Genomic DNA, 18,617 nt, shown 5'->3' with positions numbered 1-18,617 from the left:
CGGCCCGAGACCTGCGGGGTTGCGGAGCAGCGACACCTGTTTTGTCCGAACCCCGCACTGCGCTCGTACCACCCCCGGAACAACAAACCGGAAGGAGCCCCGGCCTCCCCGAATGACCCACCGCTACTATTGTGTGAATCACGCCCCGAAATGGCAGATGAGCGACGATACTCGGAAATGGCAGGCGCAAAATGAGCACACGCGGAACAGGCAGGCGAGGTATAGGTCTGATTGGGATCGTATATCTGGTCATCGGAGTCGTGGTCGCCGCCACCCACGGCTATCTCGTGGCATGGAACGTTCCCGCTAACATTCTTGAAGGTCTGGCGGTGATTGTGCTCTGGCCTCTCGTGGTCCCCTTCGGGGTCGATCTGCACTCCTTGATCGCATAGGGACCCGAATATTACAACCGGATGCCCGCAGCGAGATTACGGTGCTGGCCTTGATCCCGGAGAGTGGACACGGGTTTCACCCACGAATCTCGGGTAATGCGTGCTGGCGCGGCTGTAGACCACACTCCAATTACTCCGGTTAGCTGAAGTGCCCAGAACGCTTCGGCTCTCTCGGTGAAGCATGCCTGTTCCTGAGCCGTTTCGTTGAGGGCTGCAACCATACCCACCACCACACCGGCATCGGCTTGAACTCACGCCCGCAGACGTTCACCACGGCCTTGCTGCCGGCCGCGCCGTCGAACGCGCCAAGTTTCTGGCCGCGGCCCGGGCGCAGTCAAACTATGCCGCCCGCTCTTCGCTGTACCGCGGTGCCATCGACTCCATCTGCTCCATGACGAGCTTAATCGCCACCAGCTGCTTGTCCGGCGGATAGCCGTACTTCACGAGCAGCCGTTTGATCGAGGAGCGCAGTTTGGCACGCACGTCGTCGCGCACGGTCCAGTCGGTGCGCACATCGCGGCGCATCACGGCCACCAGCTCCCGGGCGATCTCGGCCAGCACGCCCTCGCCCTGCACCTGGACGGCCGACTCGTTCTGGGCCACCGCATCGTAGAACGCGAGCTCGTCGTGGTTCAGCGGCGGTGCGAAACCCGCCCCGCGGTTGGCCTCCGCAGCGACTTCCCGGGCCAGGGCCACGAGTTCGGCGATCACCTCGGCCGAGGTGAGCTGCTGGTTCGTGTACTTGTTCATCAGCTCGGTGATCCGGTCCGAGAAGGCGCGCTGGCGCACGAGGTTGTTGCGCGTCGTGCGCACCGCCTCATCCGTGAGCAGCTTGCGCAGCGCCTCGATCGCGAGCTGCGGGTTGCGCGCCTGCTGCGTCTTGGCCATGAACCCCGGGCTGAGATCGTCGAGCGAAGGCTTCGGCATCCCGGCCGCCTCGTAGATGTCGAGCACCCCGCCCGCTGATGTCGCGGATGCGATCAGTTCGCCGAGCAGGCGTTGCACGTCTTCCGGCACCGGCTCGCCCCGGGCCTGACGGTCGGAGGCGTCGAACTTGGCCATCCACACCCGAGCCTCTTCGTAAAGCTGGATCTCTGGCCGGCGCTCCTCGAGCTCCTGCGACCCGGCACCCGAGCACAGCGCCCACGCCCGGGATAGCTGCCCCGAGTAGCGGCGATACGCGGCCGCCAGGGTCTCTTCGCCCTCGGCCACCTGGTTGCCCGGCGTCGCCGGGTCCCGCAGGTAGTTGACCGAACCGGTCACCGCGTTCAGGTAGCGCTTCGGCCCGCCCTTGGCGAGCTCCGCCTTCCAGTCGTACCCGGCGAGCATCTCGCGCAGCGTGTCGACGAGCGACAGGGTCAGCACGATGGCGTCGTCGACGTCGCGCCCGATGGGCTTCAGGACCTGGTCGGTCTTCGTGTATTCGCCGAGCGCCTTGGCCAGGTTGTCGGCGAGCGGCGCATAGGCCACGAGCAGGCCGTCCTCCTTGCCGCGGAACGTGCGGTTCACCCGCGCGAGCGTCTGCATCAGCAGCGCACCCTTCAGCGGCCGGTCGAGGTAGAGCGTGTGCAACGGCGGCGAGTCGTAACCGGTGAGCATCATGTCTTTCACGATCACCAGCTGCAGCTCGTCGTCGACATCCTTGAGCCGCGCCTTGATCACGGCGTTGGCCGAGTCGCGGCGCACGTGGTCGATCACCGGCGGCTTGTCCGACGCGGTGCCCGAGTAGACGACCTTGATGACGCCCTTGTCGAGGTCGCCCGAGTGCCATTTCGGGCGCAGCGCCACGATCGCCGAATACAGGTTCGCGCAGATCTCGCGCGTGCCGCCAACGATCATGGCCTTGCCGGGTGACTCGATGAACTTCGTCATCTGGCCGCTCCGGTTCTCCCAGTGCGCCACGATGTCCTCGGCGAGGGCGGCGATGCGGTCGGGTGCGCCGTAGACGGCGTTGACCACGGCGACGGATGCCTCGATCCGCGCCCGCTCGGTGTCGTCGAGTCCCACGGTGGCTTCGTCCGCGGCCTCGTCCAGGGTGTCTTCCGTGACATCCGTCGCCAGGTTCACCTTGATCAGGCGCGGCTCGAAGTAGACCGGCACCGTGGCACCGTCGTCGACCGCGCGGGACAGGTCGTAGATGTCGATGTACTCGCCGAACACGTCGCGGGTATTGCGGTCATCGAACGAGATGGGCGTGCCGGTGAACGCGATCAGGGTGGCGTGCGGCAGGGCGTCGCGCAGGTGGCGGGCATAGCCGTCGAGGTCGTCGTAGTGGCTGCGGTGCGCTTCATCGACGACCACGATGATGTTGCGCCGATCGGAGAGCAGCGGATGCTCCGCACCGGCCTGCTTCTCGGCCTCGCTGCGCCCGAACTTCTGCAGCGTGGTGAAGTAGATGCCGCCCGTGGCGCGGTTGCTGAGTTCGTCGCGCAGCTCGCTGCGCCGCTTGATCTGCCGGGGCTTATCCGGCAGCAGCAGGCTCGCCGCGAACGTCTCGTAGAGCTGCCCGTCGAGCTCGTTGCGGTCGGTGATCACCACGACCGTGGGGTTCTTCAGCTTCGGATGCCGTGACACCAGGTTGGTGTAGAGCTCCATCTCCATCGACTTGCCCGAGCCCTGGGTGTGCCAGACCACGCCGGCCTTGCCGTTACTCTCCACCGCCTGCGCCGTGCTGCCGACGGCCTTGGTTACGGCGAAGTACTGGTGCGGTTTGGCGATGCGCTTGGCGAGGCCGTCGGCCCCCTCGTCAAAGGCGGTGAAGGAGCGCATCAGCTGCAGGAACCGCTCCTGGTTGTAGAGGCCGAGCAGCGCGATCTCCATCCCGGTGGTCGCGTTCCAGTCGTTCGTGTCGCCGGGCTTGACCGGGGTGCCGTCGTCGTCGACGTTCCACGGCGAGAAGTGGTTGAGCGGGGTGAATGGGGTGCCGTACTTGGCGAGGATCCCGTCGCTGGCGAGCGTGAACACGCAGAACCGGAACGCCATCGGGAACTCGCGCAGGTACGTCTGCAGCTGGGCGTGCGCGGCGGCGACATCCGCCGTCTCGCTGCCGGCCTTCTTCAACTCGATGACGCTCACCGGCATGCCGTTGCAGTACAGCACGAGGTCGAAGCGCCGCTTGTAGTCGCCGCGGATGAGCGTGACCTGGTTCACCGCGAGCCAGTCGTTCTCCGACGGTTCGGCACTAACCAGACGGATGCTCGGATTCACCTCGGTGCCGTCGTCGCCGATGTAGCTGAGGCGAAACCCGTCGATCAGGTAGTCGTGGATGCGCTGGTTCTCGGTGATCGCGTCCTGCGACTTCGGCGAGGCGATCTCGGCGAGCGCCTGCACCAGGTACTCCCCCGGAACCGTCGGGTTCAGCCGCCGCAGCGCGTCGAGCAGCCGCGGACGGATGAGCAGCTCATCCCAGCTGTCCCGCTCCCCGCTACCCGGCGCGATCTGCTCCCCCGCCATCGGCTGCCAGCCGAGCGGTTCGCTGAGCAGGTCGAGCGCCACCTGCTCCCACTCCGCTTCCGAAAATCCCGCCATCAGAGCACCCCCTCAAGTACTTTCTCTGCATCCCCCACCCGAAGCTTGCCAGACATGAGCTGCGGGAGGAGCGCGTCGCGGATGGCGGCGAGACTCACCGATTCTCGTTCGGCCTGCGCTGCGAGATCAGTCAGCGGCATGGCAGCCAGGGTGAACCGTCGAATCAGTTCCGCATCCGGAAGCCGAACCTCCATGGCATGCGCACCATTGCGATTTAGGCCCGGAACAGCAGAGTCCGAGTTCTGCTCCCTTAAGCCCAAGGAGCCAAGAAGAAAATAGCAGAAGATCAGGCTGTTCACTTGGGCATTCTTGGGAACGACATAGAAAGTTGTGTCGATTGGGTAGAAGTGTCTGGCAGCCCAGTGGACAGCCCCGGCCGTGCCCTTACGTCCGACGACGACGCCCGGTCCTGCTGCGAACGCCTCATTGTGCGAGCCAACGATCCCACCGCTGCCAAACACATCTACTGGGCCTGGAACCCGGCTCGTTGCTGGCAGTGGCTTTCCGTACTCCAGGGTGAGCAATTCCCCGAGAGTCGTTGTGTCTCCTGTGGAGTTCATGAGGCTCGCGTATTCCGCTTTGGCTAGCGCGTGGGCCGAATCCGCGATGCGAGAATTGATAGCAATCTTGTCGTCTAGCGCCCCCAGCACGTCCGCAATTGCACTCTGCTGCGCCAGATCCGGGGTCAGAAAGGCAAGCCGCTTAATCGTAGTTCCGCTGAGATTCTGTTGCGCTGCGCCGTTGGCTCGGGAAACGATTCGACTTCGGTCATTGCGCAATGCGTAGAAGAGCCAGCGAGGATCACACAGGTCCGGATTCGCGACCATCGCGCATGCTGCCTGGTTGCAGGCGGCTGGCTCGGCAAGCATGCCAAGCATGCCAACCGTGGCGCCGTACATCGCCATCAGAACGGTTCCCTCGGGCAGTACCTTGGCTGAGGAATTTTGAATTGCGGATTCAGTTACGTATTCGTCGTATTCAATGACATACCCGTCATGCAGATCACCGGTCTTCACCCAGGGGATAGTTCCCTGCGAATAGAAGTCAGGATTCGACCTGCTGGGGGTACCACCGCTCGTGACGAGCTTGCACAACTCTGCAACAGTCCTGGCCGACCACGAGCTTCGCGTCTGCGTCATTCCACTCTCCTGAGCTGTTTGCGCACAACCGCCGCCAGCTGCTCCGATTTTTCGAACTGGCAGAACAACTCCTCGCTGAGCCGGGCAATCTTCTCCTCGATCGGCTCACTGTCCCCCTTGACGTCGGCAGAACCGACGTACCGGCCCGGGGTGAGCGCGTAGTCCTCGGCCTTGATCTCGCCCAGCGACGCGGAGTAGGCGAAACCGGGCTCGTCTGCGTAGGCGCGTGCAGCCACCGTGGCTTCGACAGGCTCGCCCACCGGTGGGGTGCCACGCCACGCGTGATAGGTGCCAGCGATCTTCGCGATGTCCTCGTCAGAGAGGGCGCGCTCGGCGCGGTCGACCATATGGCCGAGGTTGCGGGCGTCGATGAAGAGCACCTGGCCGGTGCGGTCGATGCTGCCGTGCTCGCCGGCAGTCTTGTCCTTGGCGAAGAACCAGGTGCACACCGGGATGGCCGTGCTACGGAACAATTGGGTGGGCAGCGCGATCATGCAGGAGACAAGGTCCGCCTCTATGAGCTGGGCGCGGATTTCGCCCTCGCCACTCGAATTCGACGACATTGAACCGTTGGCCATAACCACCCCGGCACTGCCGCCGGGTGCCAGCTTCGAGATGATGTGCTGGATCCAGGCATAGTTGGCGTTGCCGGCCGGGGGCACACCGTACTTCCAGCGGGGGTCGTTTTCGCTGCGGGCCCAGTCCTTGATGTTGAAGGGCGGGTTGGCGAGCACGTAGTCGGCCTGCAGCTCGGGGTGCTGGTCGCGGGCGAAGGTGTCGCCCCAGCGGCTGGCGAGGTTGCCGTTCAGTCCGTGGATGGCGAGGTTCATCTTGGCCATCCGCCAAGTGCGCTCGTTCATCTCCTGCCCGTAGACCGAAATGTTCGAGCCCTCCTTGTGGTGCGACTCGAGGAACTTCTCGGTCTGCACGAACATGCCGCCCGACCCGCAGCAGGGGTCGTAGACGCGGCCGTGGGTGGGTTCGAGCACCTCGACCAGCACCCGCACCACGCCGGCGGGCGTGTAGAACTCGCCGCCGCGTTTGCCCTCTGCGGCCGCGAACTTCTCCAGGAAGTACTCGTAGACCTCGCCGAGGATGTCGCGGGCCTTCGTGGCGCCGTGACCGGTGAAGCGGGCCGAGTTGAGCAGGTCGAGCAGCTCGCCGAGGCGGCGCTGGTCGACGCCGTCGCGGTTGTAGATGCGCGGCAGCGAACCGGCGAGGGCGGCGTTGTCGGCGGAGAGCAGGTCCATCGCCTCGTCGATGAGCAGGCCGATCGACTTCGGAGCCTCCCCCGGCGCGGCCGGCAGACCCTTCGCGTTCTCGGCGAGGTAGGTCCAGCGGGCGCGGGCGCCCACCCAGAACACGCCGCGGCCGGTGTACTCGTCGACGTCGTCGATCAGCTGGGCGATCTGGTCCTCGTTGAGGCCGTCGGCCTCCAGCTCGGTGCGGATCTGCTCACGGCGCTCGTCGAAGGCGTCGGACACGTACTTGAGGAAGACCAGGCCGAGGATGACGTCTTTGTACTGCGAGGCATCCATCGAGCCGCGCAGCTTGTCGGCGGCCTTCCAGAGGGTGTCTTTCAGCTCTTTCATGGTCGACGGCAGGGCCGCGACTTTGATCTTGGGTGCCACTAGTTGGTTCCTTCCAATGGAGCGAATGCGTGGGAAATTTGTGGGCCTGCGGTCTGGGAGACCGTGAGGCTGCCGGCGGTGACGCCGGCCATGAGCAGGGCGGCGAGCTCGTCGAGGTGGGCGAGGCGCTCGTGCGCGCGCTCCTGCTCCAACCGTACCGAGGCGAGGGCGTCGGCGAGCGCACGACTCTGCCGGTGATGCACCTGGCGCAGCGGCCAGCGCTGCCAGCGCCGGTGCCCGGGCGGAAGCGCCGCGATATCCGCGGCGACGACCTCGCCGAGTAGGCCGTTCGGGTCCTCGGGATTGATGCGCAAGATTCGGGCGGGGAAGAGCACCACCGAGGTGCCCTCCCGGTCGACGATGGCGGCGGGGTGCGGGGCCGTGGTGAAGACCAAGTCTCCGGGTTCCGTCACGCGGCCAGCGGGGTAGTCGGCGGCGAAGCGGAGGCGGTCGATGCGTCGGCGGCCGAGCGGGTTCTCGCCGAGCACCTCGGCGGGGCCGATGAGACGGATGCCGGCGGCATCCGTCTCGCCCCGGGCGATGTCCTCGGGGTCGAGGCGGTTGCCCTGGACGTACCGCAGGTGCTTGGCGGCCAGGAGCTGTTCCACGGTCTGAGTCCCGGCCGAGCCGGCCTGAGCGGGAAGGGTTGAGTCTCGCTGGTCGGTTGGGACGGTCGGCTCGGCGACGAGCCCGGCCAGGCCGGAGGCGGCATCCGTTTCGGTGTTCAGCATGGTGAGGAGGTCGTCTACCCGCACGGCGAGCGCGGCGCCCTGGGTCGTGCGCCCAGGTGCGGCGCGGCGTGCGCCGGCCACAAGGGAGTCTCGGCTGGCGAGCAGGGTGCGGGTGAGAACGAAGCGGGCGAAGCGGAAGGCGTGGGCGCGCACGGTGCCGCGGTCGCCCAGGGTGGCGATAAGGTCGCTGACCAGGTCGGCGATCACCGTCGGTTCGAGGGCCGTCGCGGTGAGGTCGGCGACCATGGTCCAGCGTTCGGCGAGTTGCACGTGCGCGTGGGCGGCGCCGAGCACCCAGAGGGCCTGGGACTGCTGAGGCTTGTGACGGATGACGCCGGCCGGCAGGCGCACGATGGCTCGCACCCGACCGGAACGCAGGATCGTGGAGCGCAGGCCGTCGGTGTCGCGCGGGAGGCCGGCATCCGTGAGCACCGACGCGGGCGCCAGGATCACGCCCAGCTGGTCGTTGTCCATCTGCAGCACGATCTGGTCGATCGCCGTCAGGATTGCGGTCGCGCTCATCGCCGGGTGATTTGCGGAGGGGAACTGCGCGAGGTGCACCGCAGTGCCCGTCACGGTGAACGCCCCCGATTCGTGCACCTCGAGGCCCGCGCGGGTTATGCGGTGCACGAGGAGGCGCCGGCGCAGGAGCCGGGCGGCTTCGTTGTCGGCATTGGCCGTGATCACCGTCACGTCACCGGAGGTGCTTTCGGCGCGGGCGATGGCCAGGATGGTGTCGCTCGCGCTGCCCATCGCATCGACGAAGACCGGATCGCCGGGCTGGGTTGCGGCGAGCGCGGCCGCCGTCTCGGCTATCAGGTCGAGAGCCGGGTCGCTGAGCGCTGTGTCGCTGAGGTCACGCAGGTCACGCTTGAAACGGTCGGCCATGAGGCGTTCGAAGGCCGCGGCCTCGCCGTAGGACGCCTCGACGAGGTCGTCCACGTAGCCCGCCAGCGACACCAGGCCGTCGCCGAGGCCTTCCACCTCACGGTAGAACAGGGCGTCGTCGGGATCGTGCTCGTCGGCGGCGTCGAGTAGGTCCCGGGCGGAGAGGGCGCCGAGCGGGCCGCCGGTGACGCTGCGCAGCGCGAGCAGGGCCGTCACCGCGCTAAAGGACTGCTCCGCTGCACGGGTCTCGTCGTTGAGAACGGCGTGGGCTGCGGCATCCGCTGACGCCTCGGGGTTGTTGCCGCGGTGCGTCTCGGCCAGCCATTGGCCCACCTGGCGGGCGTCGAACAGCTCCCGCCCGCGCAGCCGAGTGACGGGCGCCGGGAACGGGGAGTCACTGTCGGCGGCACGGGAGCGCCAGACCGAGACAACCGGGCGCTGCACACGGGCCAGGGCGGCGACGTCGGACATCGTCAGCAGGAGGGCCGGGCCTTGCTCGGTCATCTGCGCTCCACCCTCATCGTCGTGTGAGTTCAGGCTAGGGCACGTGGGATGTTTTCAGGTCGCGATGCTGATAACCCCTGTTATCAAATTGTTTAGGTTCTTGGCCATCTGCTGGGCCCTAGCGTGACGTTGTGCCTGATTCACCCGAAGTTTCAGGCACCGGCAGGCGGTGCCGGCTCCGGGGGGAACAACCGGTGCCGCCTGCTCCAGCTACTCGACACACACAGCCCGCAGTTTCAGCGACAAGTTTCAGCGACAAAGGAGTTCATTGACATGACCACAGACGACCACGGCGTTTCGGGGGTTCACGCGACAGTCGCGGAGGCCGGGCCGGCACCAGACCCGGTGGCCGCTTCCGCTGGGGCATCGACCCCCGCACCGGCATCCGCTCGGGCATTCTCGACCCGGGAGCTCCGAATCGGCGGGGCGGCTCTGGGCCTCGGGGCGGTCGTCGGCGTGATCGCATCGCTGCTCGTCGCATCCGTCGCCGGCAGTATCGGCTCTCTCGTGGCTGCGAACCCCATGGCCGACGCGGCCGCGGCCTGTGACGTCGAAGGTGGCCTGTGGATCACCGTCGGCGACGAGGGCCGCAGCATCACGATGGATGGCGAGGGCGAGGAGTCGGTGGGCGCCGATTACGCGGATATGGCCTGCATCCTCAACGAGCTCGGCACCCCGGACAGCGTGATCAGCCGGATCGACACCACCCGGGCACTGGACGGTCGCCAGACCGGCACCTGGGACGGCTACTCCGCGTCGTGGGGCTACCACCCCGACAACGGCCTCGACATCGTGATCGACGTCACGAAATAACGACCTCTCTACCTCTTCTCTTGTACTCACGAACGACCATCCGAACTGGAGACCACCACAATGACTGACACCACCAATCGTTCCCCGATCGCCGGGGTTCCGGCATCACAGCAGGAGCAGGCCATCCCGTTCACTCCCCCGGGCCTGCCGCAGAACGTGCCGCTCACCCCGGGCCCTGCGTCCGTCTCGAACAAGTCGTTCGTGATCACCTGGCTGTTCGCCCTGCTCCTCGGCCTCTTCGCCGTCGACCGCTTTTACCTGGGCAAGATCGGCACCGGCCTGCTCAAGCTGTTCACCTTCGGCGGTCTGGGTGTGTGGGTGCTCGTCGACCTGATCCTGGTTCTCACCGGATCCCAGCGCGACAAGCAGGGACGGATGCTGGCCGGCTACGACCAGAACAAGAAGATCGCCTGGATCGTCTCCGGCGCGGTGATCGCCCTCTCGATGCTCATCTCGGGCGTGAACGCAGCCACGAACCCGCAGGATGCAACGCCTGCAGCGGTGGCGCCGGTCGCGACCGCCGACTCGGTTGAGGCGGCGGAACCGACGCCGGTCGAGACTGTGGCACCAGTTGAGGAAACGCGGGCTCCCGAGCCTCCGGCCCCAGCCGTGCCTGCCGAGTTCGCGTCCGCGCTCGTCAAGGCCGCGAGCTACTCGAAGACCATGCACATGAGCAAAGTGGGACTCTTTGGTCAGCTCACATCGGAGTACGGCGAAAGATTCTCGCCGGAGGCCGCTCAGTACGCGATGGACAACGTTCAGTCTGACTGGAACGCCAACGCCCTCGCCAAGGCTAAGTCCTACCAAGAAAGTATGGCCATGTCACCCGAGTCGATTCGTGAACAGCTCACCAGCGAGTACGGGGAGCAGTTCACCCCAGAGGAAGCCGACTACGCGATTCAGCATCTGAACGACTAGTCGGTCGTCACAGCGAGGATCCTGCCTGCCCTTGGGCAAACAACGAACCCCCTGCTCAGCGGGGGGTTCGTTGTGCACTCGGCTCGGCATTTCGGACTAGGAAGACGGTCCCTGCGCCGGCAGTGCGATTCCTTGTTCCTGCGCAAACTTCATGACGTTCGGCATGATCACCGCGGCTTGCTCCTTTGCGTCCTGGGTGGGAGTGAAGGCCACATACTCGCAGCCAGCGAACACGATCGGCGTGTGCCCGGGCTCGATTATGAACGCGTCCCCGGCCTCGAAGAATTCCTCGACCCCTTCGCCTGTCCGCACACCGAATTTGCCCTTGAGCACGTATCCGAAGTGGTTCGCCTGGCACTGATCATTGAGCGCACCTTTGAAGAAGATCGCCTGATCCATGTCGATGAGGTTGCTTTCAATGGTGACGGTCCAGCCACCGATCTCCTGCTCGTAGGCGTCTACATAGCCTGGGAACCCGGTGTGAGACGAAGCAGTGTCCTTCGATACCTTCGGCATCTTCTTCTCCTTCCAACGCGGTGATTCGCGCCGAGTCTGTGCCCCGGCCATCCGTCACTGCGCACGCCAGGCATCTTTGTACGGCGCGACCAGAAGGTATAGGCCTGTTCGGTGAGCAGAGCCTCGAGCGGCTGCGGCTTGGGAAGAACGCGCCGTCTACGCGTGGGCGATCACCCAGCAGCCTCAACTGACGCCGCACGTGGTGGTCAGAGGGGTTCAACCAAGGCTATGTGGATTCTAACCTCGGCCTCCGTTTAGGCATTTGAACGCCGACCCTCTGTGCCGGGCGCGTGAGTGCGCTTACGGTCAGCGTGAGGACCCGCCACCCGTGCGCCAATGCCCTGACAAAGGACCGAAGATGAACTTCTTGCCCGCTCCCGCCGCCCGCCACCTGGTTTCCTCTGCGCCCTCACGGCCGCATCCGAGCCCGGGTTGGCGTCGTCTGTGGGTGAGCCTGGTCACTGTTTTGGCCGTGGTGCTGGGCGGGCTGACCGCACCGGCCGCGTTCGCCTCGTCCGCAAACGGCGCCACCTTCTCGGGCGGCGCAGGCACCGTGACAGTCGGTGGCGCGCTGTTCGCCACGAGCGGGGCTGGCGTGACCCTCACCGTGAGCACGTCCAACGATACGAAGTGCGTCGACGTCACCGGGGCCTTCACCGCTCACCAGATGTCCACGATCGGCAAGACGACGTGGACATTCACCACTACGGCGAGCACGGGCGACGGGGCCCGCGCCGTGACCGCGACGGCCTCCCCGAGTGAAAATTCGCAGGGGAAATGCACCGGGTCGTCAAGTTCGGCGCAGGCTTCCTACACCGTGGACAACACCGGTCCCGTCCTGCAGTCGACCCTCACCCCTGCCGCTAACGCCGCCGGGTGGAACAAGACCGACACTGTGGTCGCCTGGACCGCCACCGACGCAGGTTCCGGCGTGGGAACCGGCCCGACGCCCGCGTCATCCACCGTGAACGCCACCGGAACCACCAACAGCACGTCGACGGCGCGAGACAGGCTGAACAACCTTGCATCTGCATCCGTCACCGTGCGGATCGACAAGGGCTCCCCCACCATTACCGCGACCCAGGTCACGAACCTCGCCGGCACTACAACGGTGACCTTCACCTGCAGCGACCCGACCTCCGGGATCGCCATCTGCCTGGCCCAGGGCAGCACCTCCAACGCAGTCACCGTGCAGCCGGGCAGCACCGTCATTGGAACCGCCACCGACGCTGCCGGTAACAGCAGCACGAAAACGGTCTCTGTAGCCGCCGGCGATACCAGCGCCCCCACACTCAGCGGCACCCCCACCACCCCTGCGAACGCCTCCGGCTGGTACGCGAACGACGTCACGGTTCGCTGGACCGCCGCAGACCCCGAGTCTGGAATCCCGACCGCACCGGTAGACACCACTATCTCCGGTGAGGGAACCGGCCTGACCAGCTCAACGTCCGTTCTGAACGGTGCCGGGCTGTCGACCACCGCGACCAGCCCTGCCGTGAAGATCGACCGTACCGCGCCCACGACCGGCATCAGCGGCAGCTCCAACACCTGGACCAACAACGCCGTGACTGTGTCCCTCTCGGCCGCCGACAATCTGTCCGGCGTCGCCCGCACCGAATACACGATTGACGGTGGCCCGACCCAGACGGGAACCGGCTTCACGCTCTCCTCCGAAGGCGATCACACGGTGACCTTCCGCAGCATCGATGCAGCCGGAAATACCGAAGCCGTGCGGACCGCCCAGGTCCGCATCGACAGGACCGCTCCCACCATCGGCCACGTCTTCACGCCGCTGAGCTACGCCGATGGCACCTGGACCAATGCCAACGTGACGGTGACCTTCAGCTGCGCCGACCAGGGCGGATCCGGCGTCGCTGGCTGCACCGCGCCGTCGACCATCACCACTGAGGGCACCTCCGCCGTGGTCGGAACGGCAACTGACGGCGCCGGCAACAGCGCAACGGATTCCGCCAGCGTCCGCGTCGACAAGACGGTGCCCACAATCAGCGCCGTCGCGTCGGGCGTGCAGAACGACTCCGGTTGGTACCGCGACGACGTCACAATGAGCTACACCGCCAACGACGAGCTGTCCGGCGTCGCCGGAACACCGGCGAACGTCGTTCTCAGCGAAGGTTCCGAACAGTCCGCATTCGCGACGGTGACCGACGCGGCCGGCAACAGCAACAGCGCCGGAGTGACGGGCATCAACATCGACAAGACGCCGCCGGTGCTCACCGCCGAGTACTCCGCTGGTGCCTGGAACACCGACGACGTGACGGTGACCTGGACGTGCACGGACGCCCTGTCCGGTCCGGCCGGCCAGCCGAATAACACCAGCGTCACCGGCGAAGGCATCAACTTGTCATCGACTGCGAGCTGCTCCGACGTGGCCGGAAACGTCACCACCAAGACAGTCACCGGCATCAAGATCGACCGCTCGGCGCCCGCCACCGTGGCCGATGTTCCTGACCCCCTGGCCAGCGGCTGGTATGGCGACGCCGTGCTGGTCACCCTCACCGGCAGCGACAATCTATCGGATGTGGTGGCCACCAGCTACACCGTCGACGGCGGTGCGGTACAGGCCTACACCGAAGCTTTCAGCCTCGACAGCACGGGTGAGCACACCGTCCTGTTCTGGAGCACCGACGGTGCCGGCAACGTTGAGAAGGCCGGCGCACCGCTCACGCTGAAGGTCGACACCATCGCACCGACGACGACGGTGGTGAACCCGATCTCGCCGGCCAGCGGTTGGTTCGTGACCAGTGGCATCCCGGTGGCATTCGAGGCGAGCGACACCGGCTCCGGAATCTCCGCCACGCATTACACGATCGACGGCGGTGAGACGCAAACCTATGGTGCACCGTTCACCGCGAATCTCTCCACCGGCACCCACACCATCACCTATTGGAGTGTCGACCTCGCCGACAACACCGAGGAACACGCGACAACGAACACCGTCAACGTCAACGTCGACACAGATGCCCCGACGATCGTCGGCGCCGCCAGCCCCAAGGCCAACGCCGCGGGCTGGAACAACACCGACGTCGACGTAACCTTCAGCTGCAACGACCTCGCCTCAGGACTGCAGACCGGAGTCGCCGGTTGTGCGGGAGACACCACACTGACCAACGACGGTGCCGGCCAAACGGTAGTCGGCGATGCGGTCGATGTGGCCGGAAACACGCGCACCACGACCTTCGGCCCCGTCAACATCGACACGGTCAAGCCCACCCTGATGGGCGTTCCGGCCGACGGTAACGCGGCGGGCTGGCACACGGATGACGTGCTGGTCAAATGGATCGGAGATGATGCGCTCTCTGGCATCGACCCGACCACCCAGCCGGGCGACTCCTACGTCACCGGAGAGGGCGCCGATCTGGGCGCCGGTCCGGTAACCATCGCCGACAAGGCCGGCAATCTCAGCGACCCCGCATCGGTGACGGGTGTGAAGATCGACCGGACCGCGCCGCACATCGACGGCTCCCCCACCACGTCGGCGAACGCCGCCGGCTGGTACTCAGGCGACGTTACTGTCGACTACACCTGCACCGACGCCCTCTCTGGCATCGCAAAATGCCCGACAAGCAAGCTGATCACCGGCAACGGTGCTGACCAGAAGGTGACCGGCGACCCGGCAACGGATGTCGCGGGCAACCAGGCGGCCGGAGTCACGGTTTCCGGCATCAACATCGACGGCAGTGCCCCCAGCACGGTCAGCAACAACACCTGCACGGCGGTCAACGACTACTGCAAGGGTGACTTTGCCAACGTGGTGCTGACGGCGACCGACCAGGCCGGCCTCTCCGGCGTGAAGGAGATCCGCTACAGCGTTGACGGCGGCACCGAACAGGTGACGGCGGGAGCGACCGCAACGGTCCGTGTTCCGCTGACGGGTAGCGGAAGCGGCTCTGTGCAGTACTACGCGGTCGACAAGGCCGGCAACGTGGAAGCCTCGAACGGGGTTTCTCTCAAGTGGGACAACATCGCCCCGACCGTGACCCACACCGTCTCACCCACGCCCAACGCCGACGGGTGGAATAAGGGTGACGTCACCGTCACCTTCACCGCGAAGGACGACGACAGGGGCTCCGGTGTCACCGGCATCAGTGCTCCGGTCACGGTTTCCACCGAGACCGCCGGGCGGGTCGTCACCGGCTCGGCCACGGACACCGCCGGCAATGTCGGTACCGACTCGGTCACGGTCAAGCTCGACAGGACCGCACCGACCATCACTGGCACCATCACGGCCGGCACCCGGACGGCCAGCGGCTGGTACACGGGCCCTGTTACCGTAACGTTCACCTGCACGGATGCCCTGTCGGGCATAGTCACCTGCCCCGACCCGGTGGTGCTCTCCGCCAACGGTGCCAACGCCGCGTCGGGTACCGCCACCGACAAGGCCGGCAACAGCACCACGGCCAGCGTTCCCGGCATCAACATCGACCAGGAGAAGCCGACACTCACCACCGCGAATGTCAATGTGCAGGATGGCACCTTCACCGTCGGCTCCGTGCCCGCGCCGACCTGCACGGCCACTGACAGCTTTTCCGGGGTGGCGTCCTGCCGGGTGACCGTCACCGGTGGCAACGCGAACGGCGTCGGCACCTTCACCTACACGGCGACGGCCACGGACAAGGCGGGGAACTCGACGACCATCACGGGCACCTTCCGGGTGGTCTACCGGTTCGACGGGTTCCTGCAGCCGATCAATGACACCGCCCACCAGATCGGCGTCGCGACCAGCGTGTTCAAAGCCGGCAGCACTGTGCCGGTCAAATTTCAGCTGCGGGACGCCGCAGGCAACCTCGTGCAGGCTGCCTCCGCCCCGATCTGGCTGACGCCGGTGAAGGGCGTTGCGATGAACGTTCCGGTGGATGAGACGGTGTACACCGCAGTCTCCGACAGCGGCAGCGTCTTCAAGTACGACGCGACAAGCAAGCAGTACATCTACAACTGGAAAACCGGAAGTGCCAGCGGAAACTACTGGCGCATCGGCGTGATTTTGGATGACGGGCAGACGCACTTCGTCAACATCGGACTTCGCTAGCCGTTGATCAGGCACAAGGCCTCGCACCCTCTCGGGCGCGGGGCCTTGTGCCGCCCGCTACATGAAGCAAAGAGAGGACAAGCACATGCACTGCCCATCCTGGTGCACGACCCGTCATAGCCCCGGTCTTGGTGAAGAGAATTGGCTGCACGTGAGCGAACCGCTGGCCCTCGACGATGGCGCGCTTGCCCGGTTGTGCCTGTCGGTCGACCCTGACACCGGCACTGCGGATGGGCCCTACGTACTCATCGGCAGCACGGAGTACACGCTGAAGGAAGCCGAAGGGCTGGGCGCCGCGCTGGTCGCCCTGGCGGGTAGTGGGGGCGACATCGGCACTGCTGAGGTCGGCGCTCCCTAGTCGTTGCGGAGTAGCTTGAAAGCTGAATCGCGGTCAGGAACGACGAGTTTGCGCAGCACCGAGGAAACGTGCACCCGCACGGTCGTTGGCGACACGAACAGTCGTTTCGCCACCTGATCGGTGGACTCGCCCTGGCCGAGCAACTCCATGACCTCCCATTCGCGGGCGCTGAGCCTCGCGGCGGCAGCAGACCGCCTGAGATGGCGCCGGGCCGGGCCTCGGAACTCCGCGAGGATGCGGGTCACCAGACCCGGGCTGATCGCCGAATCGCCCGCCAGCACGCTGCGCAGGGCATCGGGCAGTTTCGCCGGATCGGTGTCCTTGAGAAGATAACCGGATGCCCCGGCCCGCAAGGAATCGAACAGGTCGTCATCCTCTTTGGACTGGGTGAGCATGACGACGGCAGTGTCCCCCAGCTCGAGATTGATCCGGCCCGCGGCGTAGATCCCGTTGCCGGGCATGTGGATGTCGAGCAGCACCACGTCGGGCCGGTGCTCGAGCGCCAACACGATAGCTTCGTCCGCGCTCGCGCCCTCAGCGCAAACCTCGCAGCCGCCGTCCTCAAGCGCCGCCCGAATCTGACCGCGCACCCGAGCGTGATCGTCCGCGATGATTACCCGAATCCGCTCACCTACCATGTGACCTTCACCACCATGCCGTGACCGAAGGCCCGGTCCACCTCGAACGAACCGGGAAGAGCCTGAGCCCGTTCCCGCATGCTGAGCAGCCCATAACCGGCATTCTGCCCGAGGGTTTCGGCCACGTTGAATCCCAAGCCGTTATCCCGGATCAGCAGCTGTCGCTCACCGCCGACAGAGCCCAGGTGCAACAGCACTCTTTGCGCTCTGCCGTGATGCACCGCATTCGCGACTGCTTCCTGGGCAATGCGCATGAGCGAGTGTTTCTGGTCCCAGTTAGCGACGATGGACTCGTCGATGTCGACGTCCAGGGTTACGGAATAGCGCATGGCCAGTTCTCGCGCTGTGCGACGCAGCACGATGCCCAACGGCTCGTCGTTTGGTCGTCCGAGTGCCTGCACGGCAGCGCGTATTTCGTCGAGGGCCCGGTCGCAGGCGGCCAGGATGCGGACTGCGGCGTTGCCTGGAGCAATGGTATTACCGGGTGCGCCACCGGCGACAACGACTTCCGCCGGGATCGCGTGGCTTGCGGAGCGGATGTAGATCAGCTCCTGGACGACGCCGTCGTGCAGTTCCCGCGCGACGCGGTGCCGATCATCCTCTACTGCGGCCAAAGACTGCGCGCTCCAGTACTGCCTGAGCTCTCGCGCGGCGCCCACCAGCAGCAGCACGTAGCATCCGGCGCGGAGCAGGTCGCCTGCGTAGAGCCAGTCACTGTAACGGGACGGAAACATCGTGTAGTCCAGGCGCGAGAACCCCGCGAGGGCGCACGCGGGCCCCAGCCAGCGAAGCAGTTCGTCTGTGTACCGTCGTGACTGAACGGCGAAGGCGACGGATGCGGTGAAGAAACATACCGCCGCGACGCCCTGCGCAATCGGAACCAGAGGGTGCCACTCGGTGATGCCGTCCTGACCCTGCGCCGGAAGGCCGCCCCGGTCGAGTGTGACCGGAAGGCTCAGCCGGGCCGCCCAGAGAGCCAGACAGGTCACCACGAGCAGCATGATCACCGCCATCGGCACGAACTGGGACCGGCGGATGTCGGCGAGCTTTCTGGGACGTCCGAAGTTTGCCATCGCCGCCGCGGCGATGACGGCGGCCCCCATCACTCTGATCGTCAGCGGCAGCCACACATCGAGAGAGCCGGGGAGCGGACCGCTCAGCGCTTCGGCCGCCGCAGAGAGACCCAGTCCCGGCACGGCCAGGAGAACGAGGCCGTTGGCCAGAAGCAGGTCCGACAGCCGGCGCCGGCGCGCATACTTGCCGAACACGAGATAGGCCACCAGGAGTGCCACACAGGAGTACACGGTATCAAGCGCCAAATGCGCATTCGGGCTCCGGAATCCCGAATCCAGCCAGGGGCTCCACAGGATCAGGCCGGTGACTGTGGCCCCAAACATCCACGCTGCAGTGGTCAGGCTGACGCTGGATACGCGATGTTCACGCACGGGCGGCCATCCAACGACAGTGTGCAGCGGGCAAATCTAGTGTGCTGTGCGAACGACCGCACCGTCGGT

General features: G+C 65.9%; 11 protein-coding genes. 4 read left to right on the top strand and 7 right to left on the bottom strand.

Features of this window, described 5'->3' with window-relative positions; genetic code table 11:
* Nucleotides 1-731 precede the first annotated feature (731 nt).
* Genes E3T24_RS02760 through E3T24_RS02745 form a run of 4 tightly spaced genes read right to left on the bottom strand, consistent with a single transcriptional unit; the run spans nt 732 to nt 8,813 of the window.
* Nucleotides 732-3,920, bottom strand: a complete 3,189-nt coding sequence (locus tag E3T24_RS02760) for a type I restriction endonuclease subunit R (RefSeq protein ID WP_134434266.1) — start codon at nt 3,918-3,920, stop codon at nt 732-734.
* Complete coding sequence (locus tag E3T24_RS02755; protein ID WP_134434265.1) at nt 3,920-5,059, bottom strand: restriction endonuclease subunit S; 1,140 nt, start codon at nt 5,057-5,059, stop codon at nt 3,920-3,922. Before E3T24_RS02755 ends, E3T24_RS02760 begins: the two co-directional genes overlap by 1 nt.
* Nucleotides 5,056-6,690, bottom strand: coding sequence for a class I SAM-dependent DNA methyltransferase (locus tag E3T24_RS02750; RefSeq protein ID WP_134434264.1), 1,635 nt, complete (start codon nt 6,688-6,690; stop codon nt 5,056-5,058). The genes E3T24_RS02755 and E3T24_RS02750 overlap by 4 nt, the downstream gene beginning before the upstream one ends.
* Nucleotides 6,690-8,813, bottom strand: coding sequence for a hypothetical protein (locus E3T24_RS02745; RefSeq protein WP_134368065.1), 2,124 nt, complete (start codon nt 8,811-8,813; stop codon nt 6,690-6,692). Before E3T24_RS02745 ends, E3T24_RS02750 begins: the two co-directional genes overlap by 1 nt.
* Before the next feature lie 273 nt (nt 8,814-9,086).
* Here E3T24_RS02745 and E3T24_RS02740 point away from each other — a divergent pair, with 273 nt between their 5' ends.
* Entirely contained in the window at nt 9,087-9,626 is a 540-nt protein-coding gene (locus E3T24_RS02740) for a hypothetical protein (RefSeq protein ID WP_134434263.1), read from the top strand.
* Nucleotides 9,627-9,686: 60 nt separating this feature from the next.
* Nucleotides 9,687-10,544: an Ltp family lipoprotein gene (locus tag E3T24_RS17810; RefSeq protein ID WP_134434262.1), complete on the top strand. Its 858-nt coding sequence runs from the start codon at nt 9,687-9,689 to the stop codon at nt 10,542-10,544.
* A gap of 96 nt (nt 10,545-10,640) precedes the next feature.
* Here E3T24_RS17810 and E3T24_RS02730 read toward each other — a convergent pair whose 3' ends face one another.
* Nucleotides 10,641-11,060: a hypothetical protein gene (locus E3T24_RS02730; RefSeq protein WP_134368068.1), complete on the bottom strand. Its 420-nt coding sequence runs from the start codon at nt 11,058-11,060 to the stop codon at nt 10,641-10,643.
* A 358-nt stretch (nt 11,061-11,418) separates the two neighbouring features.
* Here E3T24_RS02730 and E3T24_RS02725 point away from each other — a divergent pair, with 358 nt between their 5' ends.
* Entirely contained in the window at nt 11,419-16,107 is a 4,689-nt protein-coding gene (locus E3T24_RS02725; protein WP_134434261.1) for a PxKF domain-containing protein, read from the top strand.
* Between the two features lie 85 nt (nt 16,108-16,192).
* Entirely contained in the window at nt 16,193-16,465 is a 273-nt protein-coding gene (locus E3T24_RS02720; RefSeq protein WP_134368070.1) for a hypothetical protein, read from the top strand.
* Here E3T24_RS02720 and E3T24_RS02715 read toward each other — a convergent pair.
* On the bottom strand, nt 16,462-17,103 hold the full coding sequence (locus tag E3T24_RS02715) for a response regulator transcription factor (protein ID WP_134368071.1): 642 nt from the start codon (nt 17,101-17,103) through the stop codon (nt 16,462-16,464). The genes E3T24_RS02720 and E3T24_RS02715 overlap by 4 nt on opposite strands.
* On the bottom strand, nt 17,097-18,548 hold the full coding sequence (locus tag E3T24_RS02710; RefSeq protein ID WP_134434260.1) for a histidine kinase: 1,452 nt from the start codon (nt 18,546-18,548) through the stop codon (nt 17,097-17,099). The genes E3T24_RS02715 and E3T24_RS02710 overlap by 7 nt, the downstream gene beginning before the upstream one ends.
* Nucleotides 18,549-18,617 lie beyond the last annotated feature (69 nt).

Source organism: Cryobacterium sp. TmT2-59 (genome assembly GCF_004403545.1).
GTDB classification, from domain to species: Bacteria; Actinomycetota; Actinomycetes; order Actinomycetales; family Microbacteriaceae; genus Cryobacterium; species Cryobacterium shii.
The sequence above is the reverse complement of the archived record's forward strand: the minus strand, read 5'-3'. Positions and strand labels throughout refer to the sequence as shown.